Raw genomic sequence first — 16,680 nt, forward strand, 5'->3', positions numbered from 1 at the left:
GCTGGTTTAACCGAGTGATTAAGGCAGGGGAAGCGGCAAATTGCGGATGGCTGTTTAGGGGCTTGTGCCCCGGCGAAGGCCGGGGCCCATCTCGAATCCGATGCTCTAAACACACTGTTCGGCCGGGCCCATGTCCTGGAGGCCATCTCTTCCGGTACCAACTGCGCCCCGACCACAATTCCCGAGATGGGCCCCGGCCTTCTCCGGGGAACAGGAAATATGTTGCAAACCTGTGTGTTGAATATTACTGCCTTATGTATGTAATACACTAATGGGAGCGGGATGATGTTAAAATGGGTCGCCATGGTAGGCGCGCTCTGTCTTCAGGCCGGGGCGCTACAGGCGCAGAGCACTGATTCCACGGCTGCTAAAGGCGAGCCGGTTGAGATTCTCGATATCGAGTTCAGCGATGCCGGTCTGTCCGGTGCCGGCGGTGACCGGCTGAAGGCGGAACTGGCCGACACGCAATTTATCGCGGTGGGCGAGGATCATGGCTTCGCCGGTGCGCCGCAGCTGGCGCAGGCGCTGGCCAGCGAGGCGCGGGCGTTTGGGCCGCTCTATCATGCCGTTGAAGTGGGACCGGTGACCATGCAATGGGTGCGCCGGCGGCTTGCCGCAGGCGGGGTGGAAACGCTGCAGAAAGATCTGGCCGGCAAGCCCCTGGCCTTTCCCTTTCTGAGCAACCGCGAAGATGCCGAACTAGCGGACGGTTTCGATCACGGCGACAGGGTCTGGGGCATTGACCAGGAATTTATCGGCGCGCCGACGATCCTGATGGACGAGCTTGCCGGGCTGACCCCGGATGCCCCGACACAAGCCAGTGTGGAAGCAATCCGCGACGCCGATATCGCGAATCTAGCCAAGGGCGATTTCGATGCTCTGTGGATGAACCGGGCCAGCGCCGCGGAATTTGCGGACCTGCAGGCGAGTTTCGTCGGTTCGAAACGGGCCGAAACGATCATCGATGCGCTGGCGGCGAGCGCGCGAATTTACCAGCTCAACCAGAGTGGTGCCTATCTGCAGAATAACGAGGAGCGCGAGGCGCTGAGGCGCGGCTATTTTTTGGTTCTTTATCGCGCGGCACCGGAGGCCGCCCCGCGTGTGTTGTTTAAAATGGGCGCCTATCACTTGGGGCGGGGCACAACCCCGGCGTCAATTTACGATCTGGGCTCGCTGCTGCCCGGGCTGGCGGCCGCCAATGGGCTTACGTCTGTGCATATCGTCTATCTGCCGATGGGCGGCATGGTGCGGGCGATCAGGCCCGGCAAGGCCACCGCTGTGCAGCCCTATGAAGATGAAGGCGTGGGAGCCATGCTCGCGGCGGCGAATATTGCCCCCGAGCGGATCGGCGCGACGGGCCATGTGCTGATTCCGCTCGCGCCGCTGCGCCACGCGCTGGCCGGCAAGAAGATGAGGGCGCTGCCGGCTTTGTCCAGGTTTGTGCTGCTGGGCTTCGATTATCTGGTGACCACGCGGGATGCAGAGGCGGCGACGGCTTTGGAGGCGGTGGACGAATAGGCGGGATAAAATTGAGGCGGAGATCATCGACGGATTGGTCGAGCCCGACACTATTGTTCCCGGTGCATCATATTCAAGCGGGTCTCTAACCCTACCACAGGGACGCAGCGCCAAGGCGTTCCGAGGGCTCCGGTACCATTTTGCGAGAAAAGAGTTGCGACCTAATCTTCGCCGGTGCCGGAAAGGCATGCACTGCTGTCAGATGTCCAGTCCAAATCATAGGTCGCCGGAACGCTCTTGCCTTGGCCCTCCAGAGGGTTTTTGTCATCGGGATCATAGTAAACCCACCCCTTGCTGTTGTCGAACGACGAAATGCGATCGTTGTCACGCCTCGCGCTAGCGGCGTCAATTTCTTGCTGTTCAATGCGTGAACTGCGGATCATGCGGACAGTACCGCTGCGTCGTTCGAAAACCCGGTAATAATTTCTGCCAAAGATCCGGTCGTCATATCCGTCTTCGGTCGACCATTGCCGCGCGTCGGTGCCAGCGGGCAACCGAACCGTGGTCACATAACAAGCAAATTCCGATTTGTTGAAATAGGGCAGATTCTCGTCATCGCCAGATGGCCGGATCCGTTTGGACGGAGGCCTGACACCGCCACCGGGGAGAGCGAGCGACCTAGCGCCGTCGCCATCGTCATCCCAATCTACCATACCGGTTCCGGTGATCGTCAGCACGCTCGCTTGTGCCTTCACGTCATATTTCCATTTGACATCATCTATCGCTTGCCAGGTTTCTCCCACCAATTGCTGGCGAAAGCTGTTCAGCAATTGACTGGGTGTTAGGGCGGAGAATTGCACTTGTTGCTCGAGACCTTTCATACCCCGTCTGATCGTCGTGCTGGTCTTGCGTGCAGGAACATCGAACCCTTTTCGCGCATCAATTTCGAACAGGTTGATTTCATTCGGTATTTTTGCCGGGCGCCATTGAAGATGTTCTATCGAGCTACCCTGCTTTTTGAGTGGCAATACCCACCGGTATGGGAAGATCGGGTCCGAACCCGGTTGCACAACTGGCGGCAAAGTGCCGTCCAGATAATAGGATTGACCATCGATGCGTGCGCGCACCAGAACATGATCAAACATTCCGGGGTTCGGAAGTCTCTGGTCGAGGCCATCATCACCTCCTGCATTGTTTGCGAGAACGGGCTCGGCGTCGATTCCCAGCTTAGTGAGAAGTCCCAGGAGCAAAGCGCTCTTTCCCTTGCAATCCCCATAGCGGCGCTGCCAAGTTTCTTCTGCCGAGGCTGGGTTCAGATTGCCTCCGTTCAGACCGACATATATGTAGCGAACGTTCTGCTGAACCAAATTGAGCGCAGCGCTGGCTCGATCAAACGGATCAACATGAGCAGCAGCTATAAGATCGACTTCCTGCTGCAACGGCGAAGAAACGGGAAAATCGGCAGCCACTTTGTAGAGGTCGGCGAATTGGACTGAAATATCGTTCCATGTTGGAAAGTCGCTATATTCAACAATCCGTTGCCAATTGTATCTCGGCGGAGCATCCTTCGGCGGTATCAGATTTGGCGGGTTATCGAAACGGATGTCGATGGATTGTTTGTCCTCTGTCGCACCGGCGGCCATATCTTTCGTCATTTTGATGTCAGGTTTCTGGCCGTCGACCCATTTTAGCCCCAGATGAAATCGACCGAGTGGCGCATTCGGATCGAGAAGAAGCAAGCCAGCATTTTTGTTGCCCAAAGTGGGGTCATCGCTGCGGCTCGTATATGAAAATTCCAGTTCATCGCCGACGCGCAGATCGGAAACCCGGGTTACCGCTGTCAGTGTCCCGTTGAGAACAGCTGCTTCCAGCTGACCTTCGCGACGCAATATCTCGAAGGTAGTTTTCGGCAATATGTCGAAAACCTGCTGATCACGGTATACCTTGATCGTATGAACCGTTGGCACACCGGATTCAGGATTCCAGGAAATGGCCAGATTGCCAACTTGCAATGCATTGGGATGCAGGATCTTGATCCGGTAGCCAACATATTGTTCCTGGCCTTTTGCATCAAGGTGAATCAGAATATCGCTTCGCCGAACAAATACCGAACCGCTTGCATCGGCGGGCACGGCCATGAGTTCGGTTTGTTCGACCCAGGCCGGTACGGGGCCGCGTTGAACTTGCTCCTCTTGTGCATTTGCCGCACCATGAAACAGTAGTGATGCTATTAATATTGAAAAAATATGTCGCATTTAGACCCCACGTGATTTCAGGCTTGGTGAAGACCGAAGCCGCAACGGCTTAGCACAATGACGACGAAGCCCCATGCCACTAACCTATGACGCGCCCGCTATTCCTCATCCCCATAAATCGCCACGCTCATATCTCCCTCGCTGGTCGCCCGTCCGCGGTACATGCCGGCAGTGTTGAAGCTGTAGCCGGCCTGGCCCCAGGGTGTTGCGTAGATGATGCCGCCATCGCCGCCGAGTTCGCCCAGTTCTGCGATCACATCGTCGGCGATCTGCTGGATTTCCTCGTCGGACAGCATGAATTCGCTGGCGTGAATGATGTACGTGTAATTGCCTTCTGCATCTTTCGGCACGGTCCGTTGCGCTTCTTCCAAGGCAATCGGCCAGCGCATCCGGATCCGCGCGCAGATTTCATGGGCGACGCCGAGGCGGATGAAATATTCGCCTGACCCCGTCGCGGAAATGGCGCAGCTGCGGTCGTCGGCATAGGTGCCGGCACCGATGATGGGGCTGTCGCCGATACGGCCCCAGCGCTTGCCGGTCATCCCGCCGGTCGACGTACCGGCAGCCATATGTCCGTTCTGATCCATGGCGACAGCGCCGACTGTGCCGAATTTATAGTCAATGTCTGCGGCGCTGACCTCTTTCGAGAGCAGCTTGTCGATCTGTTCCAGCCGATAGGGGGTGGCGTAATATTCCGGCGGGACCTGCTCTAGGCCCTGCTCGCGGCTGAACTGGTTGGCGCCTTCGCCCGACAGCATCACGTGCGGGCTATGGTCCTTGACCGCGCGGGCCAGCAGGATCGGATTCTTAGTGCCGTTGATGCCTGCTGCAGCGCCGGCGGACAGATCGCTGCCGTCCATGATGCTGGTGTCGAGCTCGTTGGTCCTGTCCCAGGTGAAGACCGCGCCCTTGCCGGCGTTGAAATTGGGATTGTCTTCGAGGATCATGATCGTCGCGGTGATCGCATCGATTGCGGTGCCACCGTCTGCGAGAATCCGGGAGCCAGCCGCCAGCGCCTGATTGAGCGCGGCGCGGATGTCCTTGTCCTGTTCAGGTGTGATCCTGTCCCGATCCAGTGTGCCGGCCCCGCCGTGAATGGCGATCGACCAGCGACTGTCTTGCTCATCGTCTCCGGATTGCGCTGTCGCTGCTCCCGCCCAGCAAAGCAGGGCTATCGTAGCAAGAATGGGCTTGATCATCGGCGCGCTCCTGATTTTCTACTGGCTTAGATGCCAAAGGAAAGGACCGCAAGCCGCTTCCCTACCAGGGGATTTCGCGACCGCTGTAGTCGTAGAATTTTGCACTTTGCTCATGTGTCAGGCGGTCGATGACCGAGCGCATGCCCTCTACGCTTTCCTGTGGCGTAAGGTCGGCGTTCTCGCCGCCCATATCGGTCTGCACCCAGCCGGGATGCATCATCGCGAGCGTCAGGCCTTCGTCTTTCCACTGCTGCGCCAGGCAGTTCCATGCCTGATTCACCGCCGCCTTACTGGTCCGGTAGTACATCATGCCGCCCGTTTTATTTTCTGCGATGCTGCCGACCTGACTGGAGAGCACCACCATCTTCTTGTCTGCAGATTTGGCGACATTCTCCTTCAGCGCGTTTGCCAGTCTGACGGGGCCGATCACATTGACGTTGAACAGATCAAGCCAGGCATCAGGGTCGAATTCCGAGGGACCAAAGCTGCCGGCGTTGTTGATGAACAGATCGATCGGCTGGTCGGCGATCTGTTCTGCAAAGCTTTTGACGCTGGCGTCGTCTGCGGCGTCCAGTTGCAGGACTTTGACATTGTCGATCGCCTGCAGTTCCGTGGCCTTTTCCGGTTCCCGCGCGGTACCGATCACGTGCCAGCCGTTAGCGGAATATTGCTTTGCCATTTCGAGCCCGAGGCCCCGATTTGCGCCGGTGATTATTGCTGTTGCCATGGAAATTTTCTTTCCGGTTTTCTGTCTTTTTTCGCGACGGGACCAATCGCCCCTCGCACCTGCGGCGTGAAACCGCTATATGAACCAGATGAGCAACAGCCACGCAGGTTTCAACCGATGACCGCTGAAAACCCTTCCTTGCGCCCATGGCGCGATATTGAACGGCGGAAATGCCGCCAGATCATGGTCGGCGATGTGCCGGTGGGTGGCGACGCGCCGATCACGGTGCAGACGATGACCAATACCCTGACCTCGGACGCCAAGGCGACGATCGACCAGATCCGCCGCTGCGAGGAGGCGGGCGTCGACATCATTCGCGTCTCCTGTCCCGATATCGAGAGCACGACGGCGCTGAAGCAGATCGTGCGGGCGAGCAACGTGCCGATCGTTGCCGACATTCATTTTCACTATAAGCGCGGGATTGAGGCGGCGGAAGCGGGGGCGGCCTGTCTGCGGATCAATCCGGGCAATATCGGATCGTCGGCGCGGGTGCGGGAAGTGATCGATGCGGCCAAGGCCAATGGCTGCGCGATCCGGATCGGCGTCAATGCCGGCAGTCTGGAAAAGGATCTGCTCGAGAAATATGGCGAGCCCTGCCCCGAGGCCTTGGTGGAGAGCGCGCTCGACCATATCAAGATCCTGCAGGACCATGATTTTCACGAATATAAGGTCGCGGTTAAGGCCTCCGACGTGTTTCTGGCGGTGGCGGCCTATATGCAGCTGGCCGACGCGGTGGACTGTCCGCTGCATGTCGGGATTACCGAGGCGGGCGGCCTGATCGGCGGCACGGTGAAAAGCTCGATCGGCATCGGCAATCTGCTGTGGGCCGGGGTCGGCGACACGATCCGCGTAAGCCTCTCGGCCGAGCCGGAAGAGGAAGTGCGGGTTGGCTATGAAATGCTGAAGGCACTGGGTCTCAGGACGCGCGGCGTCCGGGTGGTCAGCTGCCCGAGCTGCGCGCGGCAGGGTTTTGATGTGATCCGCACGGTGCAGAAGCTGGAAGAGCGGCTGCAGCATATCCGTACGCCGCTGTCGCTGTCTGTACTCGGCTGCGTGGTCAACGGTCCGGGCGAAGCGCGGGAAACCGATATCGGTGTAACCGGCGGCGGTAAGGGCAAGCATATGGTCTATCTCTCGGGCGTCACAGATCATCATGTCGAGGACGAGGATATGGTCGATCATATTGTGAAGCTGGTCGAGGCGAAGGCAGCGGAGATCGAGGCGGCGGATGTCGCGATGGAAGCGGCGGAGTAATGACGCGCCAGCGCAAACGCGCCAGCGACTTTCACCCCCGGATTCTAGAGATTTTCGACGGCTATGTGCATGGCGCGATATCGAAGCGTCAGTTCATTAGCCAGGCCGGGAAATTTGCTGCTGTGGGAGTGACCGGGGCTATGATCCTGGATCAGCTGCAACCCAATTATGCCTGGGCGGCGCAGGTTGAGCCGGATGATCCGGAGATTGTCAGCGAGCGGATCAGCTATATGAGCCCGGACGGCCATGGCTCGATCAAGGCGCTGATGGCGAAGCCGGCGGGAGCGACGGGCAAGTTGCCGGCGGTGCTGGTGATCCATGAAAATCGCGGGCTCAATCCCTATATCGAGGATGTCGCGCGGCGGGTGGCCAAGGCCGGTTATCTGGCGCTCGCGCCCGATGGCCTTTCCCCTCTGGGCGGCTATCCCGGCAATGACGACGACGGACGGACGATGCAGCGGACGCTGGACGGCGCCAGGCTGATGGAAGATTTTTTCGCCGCTTTTGAATTTCTGCGCGATCATGATGGCTCGACCGGCAAGGTCGGGGCGGTCGGCTTCTGCTATGGCGGCGGCGTGTGCAATGCGCTTGCGGTGGCTTATCCGGATCTCGCCGCGTCGGTGCCTTATTACGGACGCCAGCCCGATGCCGCCGAGGTGCCCGCGATCGAGGCACCGCTGATGGTGCAGCTGGCCGGGCTGGACGAGCGGATCAATGCCGGATGGCCGGCCTATGAGGCGGCTTTGACCGAGCATCAGAAGGAATATAGCGTGCACTTCTATCCCGATGTGAACCACGGTTTCCACAATGATACGACGCCGCGCTATGATGAAGAGGCGGCGACGCTGTCATGGCAGCGGACTTTGGCGTTTTTTGACCAGCATGTGCGCGATTGATCGAAAGTTAATGCGATTTTTGCTCTCGCTGCTTTTGGCTATGTCTGCCGCCGCCTTGCCGCAATATTCTTGGGCTGCGCCAAGTGTGGCAGACCATCCTGAAGCGCGGCCGTATGATGAATCCGCAGATGCGACGGCTGCGGTTGACGCAGCGCTGGCGCGGGCGGGAATTGCTGACAAAAGAGTCCTTCTCGTGATGGGCGCCAACTGGTGCCACGATAGCCGCGCCCTGGCTGGCTGGTTGGCTGAGCCGCGCTTTGCCGCGATGCTCGACGCCAAATATGAACTGGTCTATGTCGATGTCGGCTACAAGGACCGCAATATCGATATCGCGCAGCGGTTCGGGTTGGATGCGATCAAGGGAACGCCAACGGTGCTGGTCCTGTCATCCGGTGGTGCCTTGCTCAACCGCAGATCCGCTCCGAAATGGCGGAATGCGGCGAGCCGCGAGGAAGACGATATCTTTGCCTATTTCGACGAATTTTCCCCCGAACCCTGAACTGAAGGAAAGCAGGTGTCCCGCGCATTGACCTATTTACTGATCGTTCTGGCCGTAATTGCAGTAGCCTTGTTCTTCCTGCCACTGCGGCTGGCTGTAGGCATGGCGGGGCTGGAAGGATCGCGCTTCTCGGCCAAGGCAATCACGGGATCGGTCTGGAACGGGCGGATAGAAGGCGCGCAGCTCGGGCCGTTTCCGCTCGGTGATCTCGACGCCGGTGTCCGTTTGCTGCCGCTGCTGACCGGTCAGGTGCTGATGGATCTGGAGCGGCCGCCGCTGGCCGGCGATCCGGGGCTGGTCGCTACCGTCGGCAAGGCTGGAAGCAATCTGATGGTGCAGGACCTGACCACCATGTTGAGCGTCGGCAGTCAGCTGGCGCCGCTGCCTGCATCGGTAATCGACTTGCAGGCGGTTAACATCACCTTCGCGGGTGGCCGCTGCCGGTCGGCCAGCGGGCAGGTGAGGGTGTCGCTGGACGCCAATATACCGGGGCTAAACCTCAAACAGGGGTTGCTCGGTCAGGCGGAATGTCAAGATGGCGTCCTGACGCTGCCGCTGCAAAGCGGATCCGGGATGGAGCAGCTGACGCTGAAACTTCAGGGCAACGGCTTTTATACCGCGCGATTGTTCCTGTCGGGTAGCGACCGCGCCTGGACCCTGCTATTGCCGACGCTTGGCTTTCGCAAAGTGCCCAACGGCTACGCGATCAAGGTCGCCGGGCAGTTGGGACAGAGGAACGGACAATGACCAAGGCAGTAAAATTCTCGATACTGGATCTTTCGCAGGTTCCGCAGGGCAGCGATGTCAGCACCGCGCTGGACCGGTCGCTGGCGCTGGCCCGGCATGGCGAGGCGCTTGGCTATGAGCGGTTCTGGATGGCGGAACATCACGGTATGGAGGGCATCGCCAGTGCTGCCACCGCGGTAACCCTTTCCCATATTGGCCATGGCACCAAGTCGATCCGGATCGGTGCAGGCGGTATCATGCTGCCCAATCACGCGCCGATGGTGATTGCCGAGCAATTCGGCACGCTTGAGGCCCTGTTCCCCGGACGGATTGATCTTGGTCTTGGCCGCGCGCCCGGGTCTGACCAGCGAACCGCGCAGGCGCTGCGCCGCAATCTCAACAGCGATGCCAATGAATTTCCGCGCGACGTCCTCGAGCTGCAGGCCTTTCTGTCCGGCGACGAGCGGCTTGGTATTCAGGCGACGCCGGGACAGGGGACCAATATTCCGCTCTATATCCTCGGCAGCAGCCTGTTTGGTGCACAGCTCGCGGCAGCGCTGGGGCTGCCCTATGCCTTTGCGTCGCATTTTGCGCCGCAGATGCTGGACGAGGCGCTCTCGATCTACCGGCGCGATTTCAAGCCGTCAGAGCAGCTCGCTGAACCCTATGTGATGTGCGGGTTCAATATATTCGCTGCCGATACTGATGAAGAAGCGGAGTTTCTTTCCAGTTCGATGCTGCAGAGCTTTGTTGCGCTGCGCAGTGGCAATCCGGGCAAGATGCCGCCGCCGGTTGAGGGCTATCGCGAAAGTCTGCCGCCGCAGTTCCAGCCTATGCTCGGCCAGATCATGCAGGGCAGCGCAATCGGCTCACCCGACAAGGTGAAGCAGGATGTCGACCGGTTTGTCGACCGAACCGGTGCCGATGAGCTGATCATCGCCGGATCCATTTTCGATCAGGCGGCGCGCGAGAAAAGCTATGCCATTGCGGCAGATATTCGCGATCTGGTTGCCGCATAGCGCCAAATTGGCTGCATAGAGCCCTTGATTTTGCGGGCTGGTCTGCGCATGACTTGGGCAAATTGAAATTCCCAAAAAAGGCGCCCCAATGGCAGAAAATAAAGTCCAACGTTCCGGCAGCAATTCAGCGCTTCGCGATTTTCTGAAGAGCGAGGCGGCAGGCGGGATCCTGCTGATGGCCGCTGCAGCGCTGGCCATGGTGGTGGCAAACAGCCCGCTGTACGACATGTACCATCACTTTCTGCACGAGATAAAGGGACCTACCCTGTCCAGCAAGCTGGGACCGATGACGCCGCATTTGTGGATCAACGACGGGCTGATGGCGGTTTTCTTCCTGCTCGTCGGGCTGGAAATCAAGCGTGAATTCGTCGACGGGCGGCTCAATACCTGGGATCGTCGGCGTCTGCCAGTGCTGGCAGCGGCCGCAGGGATGGCTGTGCCGGCGCTGATCTATCTGTTCGTCGTCAAGGACGTGCCCATGCTGTACAATGGTTGGGCGATCCCGGCTGCGACCGATATTGCCTTCGCGATCGGTGTGCTGGCCCTGCTGGGTCCCCGCGCGCCAACCTCGCTGAAACTGTTTCTGGTTACCGTCGCGATTGTTGACGATATGGGAGCGGTCGCGATCATCGCGCTGGTCTACACGGCAGAGATCAATGGCGCTGCGCTTCTGGCCAGCGGCGCGATACTGGCGGTCATGTATACGATGAACCGCAATGGCGTGCTGAAGCTCTGGCCCTATCTGATCGGTTCGGGTCTGCTCTGGTATGCGGTACTGATGTCCGGAGTGCATGCGACGATTGCCGGCGTACTGGCGGCGATGACAATTCCGATCGTGGTCACGCCGACGTCTCCGGATTCGAAAGAGTCCCCGCTCCATCGCCTGGAGCATGCGATTTCGCCGTGGAGCGCCTTTCTGATCGTGCCGCTGTTCGGTTTCGCCAATGCCGGGGTGTCGATGGAAGGGATCGGCTGGGAACAGGTGTTCGCGCCCTTGCCGCTGGGTATTGCTGCTGGCCTGTTCTTCGGCAAGCAGATCGGTATCTTCGCCAGCGTCTGGATTGCGGTGAAGACCGGATTTGCCGGGCGGCTGGGCGGCGCGAGCTGGCTGCAGGTCTACGGCGTTGCCATGCTCTGCGGTATCGGCTTTACGATGAGCCTGTTTATCGGCGCGCTTGCCTTCCCTGGCAATGAATTGCTGATCGAAGAGGCGAAGATCGGCGTGCTCGGCGGATCGTTCCTTTCGGCAATTGTCGGCTTCTGCATCTTGCGGTTCGCGCCGCAGGACAAGCATCTGGAATCGCTCGGAAAAGAGGATGCAGACAAGTTGATGGAGGCCCTGCCAGCCGGCGAGGCCCAAAAACTGAAAGATGTTCTGTGAAATATTCGCGGCTGCTTGCCGCAGGCTTTCTGGCGCTGTCGGCCTGCTCTTCGATGGCCGAACCGATCGCGCCGCCGGTCATTAGCGACGGCGCGGAGTCAAAAGCGGCGCATGAACTGACGTCGATTGCCACCGACTATGTCAAGCTGACCCTGGAACTGGGTGAACAGGAAGCTGGCTATGTCGATGCTTATTATGGCCCGGCCGAATGGGCTGAGATGGCGAAAGCCAAAACGCGCGATATCGGACAGTTGGGGGAGGCCATAGCCGACTTGCGGCAGCGGCTGGACGCATTGCCTGAAAGCGGCGATCCGCTGGGCAACGCCCGTCAGAAATTCCTGTCAGCGCAGCTGCGGGCGGCCGCCACGCGCTTCGCCATGATGCAGGGTGAGACCTTCTCCTTTGTCACGGAAGCGCAGGGTCTGTTCGGCGTGACCCCGGAACTCAGGCCGCTGGAAGAATTTGATCCGGTGCTCGAAGAGATCGAAAATATCGCACCCGGCGAAGGACCGCTGAGCGAGCGGGTAGCGGCGTTTGAAGAGGGATATATCATTCCCAAGGACCGGCTGAAGGCGGTGTTCGACACCGCGATTGCCGAGTGCAAGGCGCGCACCAAAAAATATTTCGATCTGCCCGAGGGCGAGAATTTCAGGATGGAGTTTGTCACCGGCAAAAGCTGGAGCGGCTATAATTATTATCAGGGTGACTATCAGAGCCTGATCCAGGTCAACACCGACCTGCCGATCTTCATCGGCCGCGCCGTCGATCTGGGCTGTCATGAGGGCTATCCCGGCCATCATGTCTATAATATGCTGCTTGAGCGCAACCTGACCAAGGGGCGTGGCTGGCAGGAATTTTCGATCTATCCGCTCTATTCACCGCAGAGCCTGATCGCCGAGGGATCGGCCAATTACGGCATTGAACTGGCCTTCGGCGGCGAAGAGCGGCTGGAATATGAACGCGATGTGCTGTACCCGCTGGCGGGCCTCGATCCGGACACGGCGGCGGCATACTGGGCGCTGCAAATTGCGAAACAGGCGCTGAGCGGGGCCAGGATGACGATTGCCCAGCAATATCTGGATGGCGAGATCACTCGCGAGCAAGCGGTCGCGCTCAGCCAGAAATATCAGCTGGTCTCGCGTGAACGGGCTGAACAGATGACCGATTTCACCGAGCAATATCGCAGCTATGTGATCAACTATGGCCTGGGCATGGAGATGGTCCGCGAGTGGATAGAGGCACAGGGCGATGCCCCGGTCTGGCGCTGGAAGGCGATGGAACGGTTGTTGAGCGAGCCGATGCTGCCGGGGGAGTTGGTGGAAAACTGACTTTCGAGTAGGCAGATCAGGGCGAACCCGTCATTCTGAACTGGTTTCAGAATCCCGTTGTCAGTTGGCGAATTGGGCTCGAGGTCCTGAAACAAGTTCAGGATGACGAATTTGTTTATCGGAAGGGCGTGCTTTCGAATCCCTCTTGCGCATCGCAAAAATCGGCGTAATCCTTATTCAGTTTCTCGGCATAGGATCGCTGCATGGCCTTCAATCTGTTCGGACGTATCAAACCCCTCGACGCAATTTTGGCTACAGCAGAGAAGAAGGCGCTTACCCGCTCTCTCGGGCCTATTCAGCTAACTCTGCTGGGTGTCGGCGCTATCATCGGAACCGGGATTTTTGTGCTGACATCGGAGGCGGCGCAGAAGGCCGGGCCGGGCATGATGTGGAGTTTCGTGATCGCCGGGCTGGTCTGCGCGGTGGCTGCGCTTTGCTACTCGGAGCTGGCCTCGATGGTGCCGGTATCGGGTTCGGCGTATACCTATACCTATGCGGTGATGGGCGAGTTGCTGGCGTGGATGGTCGGCTGGGCGCTGATCCTCGAATATGCGGTCGCGGCGAGCGCGGTTTCGGTCGGCTGGTCAGGATATTTTGTCGGACTACTGGCCAATGCAGGGATCGAGTTGCCGAGGATGCTGACAATTGGCAGCTACGCGCCAGGCGGGTTCGTCAATCTGCCGGCGCTGATCATCGCGCTGCTGGTCACCTTTCTGTTGATGATCGGCACCAGCGAGAGCGCCAAGGTCAACGCGGTGCTGGTCGCGATCAAGGTGACGGCCCTGACCGTCTTCATCGCTCTCACCCTGCCGATGCTGCAGGGGCAAAATTTCGATCCGTTTCTGCCCAATGGCTGGTTTGGCGAGAGCCGTGGTTTCGGCGCGGTCGGCGCGGCGGCCTCGATCTTCTTTGCTTATGTCGGTTTTGACGCGGTGTCGACTGCTGCCGAGGAGACCAAGAATCCGCAGCGCAATGTGCCGATCGGGCTGATCGGCAGTCTGGGCATCTGTACGGTCTTCTATCTGCTGGTCGCGGCAGGCGCGATCGGCACGGTCGGCGCGCAGCCGATAGTCGATGCGACTGGCAACGTGCTGGCGCCGGGCAGCACGGAATTCGCGGCGCAATGCCAGGTGCTGCTGTCAGCCGGACACGAGCCGCTGGTGTGCAGCCACGAGGCGCTGGCTTTCGTCCTGAGAACGATTGGCCATCCTGTCTTTGGCAATATGATCGGTATTGCCGCTTTTCTGGCCTTGCCATCGGTGATCCTGATCATGCTGTTCGGTCAGACCCGGATCTTCTTCGTGATGGCGCGCGATGGCCTGCTGCCGGAAAAGCTGGCCTCTATCCATCCGAAATGGAAGACGCCGCATATCGTGACTGCGATTACCGGCGTTGCCGTGTCGGTTTTTGCTGCCTTTCTGCCGGTGGGGCAATTGGCAGATATTTCCAACTCGGGTACGTTATTTGCCTTTTTGATGGTGGCTCTGGCGGTGCTGATTCTGCGCCGTACCGATCCGGCCCGTCACCGGCCGTTCCGGACCCCGCTGGTCTGGATCGTCGCGCCGCTGGCGATCATCGGTTGTCTGGGGCTGTTCTACAATCTGCCGTTCGAAGCCAAGATGGTGCTGCCCATCTGGGGCGGGATCGGGCTGCTGCTCTATTTCGCTTATGGTTACAGAAAGAGTCATGTCGGTCGCGGCCATGTCGAGGTGCATGAGAGCGATGTCGACGCACCGCAACAGCCGGTTCCGCCGATCAGCGACCAATAGGCTGCATTTCCGGCAGTATATTTTCAGTCTATATTAACCATCTGCTAACCAATTTCGTTCACTCCTGTTTTCGAAACATGAACCGCGCTCGCTTGTAGTGCACCATGGACAGGGACCAGACCGATGAACACGCCAAGCAACGCCGCCGAAAATGTCGTAGATGTCGCCATTATCGGGGCCGGACCTGCTGGTCTGACCGCTGCCTATCTGCTTTCGAAAAAAGGCTATTCGGTCACCGTGATCGAGAAAGACCCGAAATATGTCGGCGGAATCAGCCGGACGGTGGAGCACGAAGGCTTTCGCTTTGATATTGGCGGGCATCGCTTCTTTTCCAAAAGCCAGGAAGTGGTGGATCTGTGGAACGAGATCCTGCCCGACGACTTTATCCAGCGGCCGCGGATGAGCCGGATCTATTATGAGGGCAAATTCTACAGCTATCCGTTGCGCGCCTTTGAAGCGCTGTGGAATCTGGGCATCTGGCGGTCGACCCTGTGCATGCTGAGCTATGGCAAGGCGAAGGTTTTTCCGAACAAGAATGTGAAAAGCTTTGAAGACTGGACGGTCAATCAGTTCGGCTACAAACTCTATTCGATTTTCTTCAAAACCTATACCGAGAAGGTCTGGGGTATGCCGTGCGATGAAATGTCGGCGGACTGGGCGGCGCAGCGGATCAAGGGTCTGAGCCTCTGGAACGCCGTCACTGACGGCCTGAAACGCTCGCTTGGCCTCAACAGGAAGCCCAATGATGGCAAGGAAGTCAAAACCCTGCTCGAAACCTTCCGCTATCCCCGTCTCGGGCCCGGCATGATGTGGGATGCCGCCAAGCGCCATGTCGAAGCCAAGGGCAACCGGGTGCTGATGGGTCACAAGCTGAAACAGCTGGCGCAAGACGCCAAAGGCAACTGGCGGGTCGGAGCGACCAACGCCGATGGCGAAACCGTGATCACCGCCAAACATGTGATTTCCAGCGCGCCGATGCGCGAGCTGGCCACCCGCATCCACCCGCTGCCGAAATCGATGCCGGAAGCGCAGGATCTCAACTATCGCGACTTCCTGACCGTGGCGATCATGATCAAGTCGGATGACTTGTTCCCCGATAACTGGATCTATATCCATGATGACCGCGTGCAGGTCGGCCGGGTCCAGAATTTCCGCAGCTGGTCACCGGAAATGGTGCCGGACAAGGATATCGCCTGCGTCGGCCTCGAATATTTCTGCTTCGAAAATGACGGCCTCTGGTCTTCGTCCGACGAGCAGCTGGTCGAACTGGCAAAGCAGGAAATGGCGATTCTCGGCCTGTGCAAGGCGGAAGATGTCATCAGTGGCGTGGTGGTCCGTCAGGAAAAGGCCTATCCGGTCTATGACGACAGCTATGAAGATAATGTCGCTGCCATGCGCGACGATCTGGAAAGCCGTTTCCCGACGCTGCACATGGTCGGCCGCAACGGGATGCACCGCTATAATAATCAGGATCACGCGATGATGACCGCGATGCTGACTGTGGAGAATATCGAAGCCGGTACCCGCAAATGGAATGTCTGGAACGTCAACGAGGACGCCGAATATCACGAATCCGGCGATGAAGGCGCGCAGCGGGTGATCGCAGAAGAGATCAGCGATGATCGTGTCGCCGCTCTTGAAAGTATGCGCGATGTGCCGACGCGGATCGAAGAGGTGCCGCAGGATAAATCCAGGAAAGCGGCGTAAATTTCATGAACCGCAGTGGCGCAGACAGACGATCAATCGTCAGTGGCTGGATAGCAAATTTGCCCGCCCCGATCGCTGCGCTCAATCGTTTTTCGATCACCCGATATCTGCTGGCGAGCGTGGTCAGCCTGGCCTTTGACGTGGCGCTGTTCATGGTTCTGGTTGCATTCATGGTCGATCCGGGCTGGGCATCGGCAGCCGGCTATAGTGCCGGGATCGTCGTCCACTGGTTCATTTCATCAAGCTATGTGTTCCCTGGCAAGGAACGCGGTGGTGCGGCGCTGCATTTGCAGCGGCTAGGCTTTATCGGGACGGCGATATTGGGCCTTGGGATAACCGTCAGTGTGGTTAGCGGATTGAGCAGCGCTGGCGTCCAGCCGGTTATAGCGAAGGCCGCAGCCGTCGCCGTCAGTTTCTTCGCCGTCTATCTGACTCGCAAATATGGAGTGTTCCGTTGAGCTA

14 protein-coding genes are annotated in these 16,680 nt (G+C 58.9%); 11 read left to right on the plus strand and 3 right to left on the minus strand.

The features are described from left to right. Nucleotides 1–282: 282 nt before the first annotated feature. On the plus strand, nucleotides 283–1,518 hold the full coding sequence (locus ACN0WW_RS00990) for a hypothetical protein (RefSeq protein ID WP_417608463.1): 1,236 nt from the start codon (nucleotides 283–285) through the stop codon (nucleotides 1,516–1,518). A 161-nt stretch (nucleotides 1,519–1,679) separates the two neighbouring features. Here ACN0WW_RS00990 and ACN0WW_RS00995 read toward each other — a convergent pair whose 3' ends face one another. The 3 genes from ACN0WW_RS00995 to ACN0WW_RS01005 form a co-directional block, all read right to left on the minus strand. Further along, on the minus strand, nucleotides 1,680–3,713 hold the full coding sequence (locus tag ACN0WW_RS00995; protein WP_417608465.1) for a DUF3857 domain-containing protein: 2,034 nt from the start codon (nucleotides 3,711–3,713) through the stop codon (nucleotides 1,680–1,682). Between the two features lie 98 nt (nucleotides 3,714–3,811). Next, nucleotides 3,812–4,912, minus strand: a complete 1,101-nt coding sequence (locus ACN0WW_RS01000; protein WP_417608467.1) for an isoaspartyl peptidase/L-asparaginase family protein — start codon at nucleotides 4,910–4,912, stop codon at nucleotides 3,812–3,814. Nucleotides 4,913–4,973: 61 nt separating this feature from the next. Continuing rightward, complete coding sequence (locus tag ACN0WW_RS01005) at nucleotides 4,974–5,639, minus strand: SDR family oxidoreductase (RefSeq protein WP_417608469.1); 666 nt, start codon at nucleotides 5,637–5,639, stop codon at nucleotides 4,974–4,976. Nucleotides 5,640–5,756: 117 nt separating this feature from the next. On the opposite strand from ACN0WW_RS01005, the gene ispG reads away from it, so the two are divergent. From ispG to ACN0WW_RS01055, 10 genes are all read left to right on the plus strand, one after another. Further along, nucleotides 5,757–6,893: a flavodoxin-dependent (E)-4-hydroxy-3-methylbut-2-enyl-diphosphate synthase gene (gene ispG / locus ACN0WW_RS01010; RefSeq protein ID WP_417608471.1), complete on the plus strand. Its 1,137-nt coding sequence runs from the start codon at nucleotides 5,757–5,759 to the stop codon at nucleotides 6,891–6,893. Next, nucleotides 6,893–7,789, plus strand: coding sequence for a YghX family hydrolase (yghX, locus tag ACN0WW_RS01015; protein WP_417608473.1), 897 nt, complete (start codon nucleotides 6,893–6,895; stop codon nucleotides 7,787–7,789). The genes ispG and yghX overlap by 1 nt, the downstream gene beginning before the upstream one ends. 85 nt (nucleotides 7,790–7,874) lie before the next feature. Continuing rightward, the gene (locus tag ACN0WW_RS01020; protein WP_417608475.1) at nucleotides 7,875–8,288 is read left to right on the plus strand and encodes a thioredoxin family protein; all 414 of its coding nucleotides are present in this window, start codon (nucleotides 7,875–7,877) and stop codon (nucleotides 8,286–8,288) included. Nucleotides 8,289–8,303: 15 nt separating this feature from the next. Next, a complete protein-coding gene (gene gspN / locus ACN0WW_RS01025; RefSeq protein ID WP_417608477.1) occupies nucleotides 8,304–9,035 on the plus strand; it encodes a type II secretion system protein N in 732 nt (243 codons plus the stop codon). Further along, nucleotides 9,032–10,033: an LLM class flavin-dependent oxidoreductase gene (locus tag ACN0WW_RS01030; RefSeq protein WP_417608479.1), complete on the plus strand. Its 1,002-nt coding sequence runs from the start codon at nucleotides 9,032–9,034 to the stop codon at nucleotides 10,031–10,033. Before gspN ends, ACN0WW_RS01030 begins: the two co-directional genes overlap by 4 nt. Nucleotides 10,034–10,121: 88 nt before the next feature. Beyond that, complete coding sequence (gene nhaA, locus ACN0WW_RS01035; RefSeq protein ID WP_417608481.1) at nucleotides 10,122–11,414, plus strand: Na+/H+ antiporter NhaA; 1,293 nt, start codon at nucleotides 10,122–10,124, stop codon at nucleotides 11,412–11,414. After that, nucleotides 11,411–12,742 (plus strand): hypothetical protein, encoded by a 1,332-nt coding sequence (locus ACN0WW_RS01040; protein ID WP_417608483.1) that lies wholly within the window; start codon nucleotides 11,411–11,413, stop codon nucleotides 12,740–12,742. Before nhaA ends, ACN0WW_RS01040 begins: the two co-directional genes overlap by 4 nt. Before the next feature lie 203 nt (nucleotides 12,743–12,945). Next, complete coding sequence (locus ACN0WW_RS01045) at nucleotides 12,946–14,511, plus strand: amino acid permease (RefSeq protein WP_417608485.1); 1,566 nt, start codon at nucleotides 12,946–12,948, stop codon at nucleotides 14,509–14,511. 123 nt (nucleotides 14,512–14,634) lie between these two features. Beyond that, nucleotides 14,635–16,218, plus strand: a complete 1,584-nt coding sequence (locus ACN0WW_RS01050) for an NAD(P)/FAD-dependent oxidoreductase (protein WP_417608487.1) — start codon at nucleotides 14,635–14,637, stop codon at nucleotides 16,216–16,218. Nucleotides 16,219–16,223: 5 nt separating this feature from the next. After that, the gene (locus ACN0WW_RS01055; protein ID WP_417608489.1) at nucleotides 16,224–16,676 is read left to right on the plus strand and encodes a GtrA family protein; all 453 of its coding nucleotides are present in this window, start codon (nucleotides 16,224–16,226) and stop codon (nucleotides 16,674–16,676) included. The last annotated feature ends 4 nt before the right edge of the window (nucleotides 16,677–16,680 follow it).

The organism is Parasphingorhabdus sp. (genome assembly GCF_048269865.1).
Classification (GTDB): Bacteria; Pseudomonadota; Alphaproteobacteria; order Sphingomonadales; family Sphingomonadaceae; genus Parasphingorhabdus.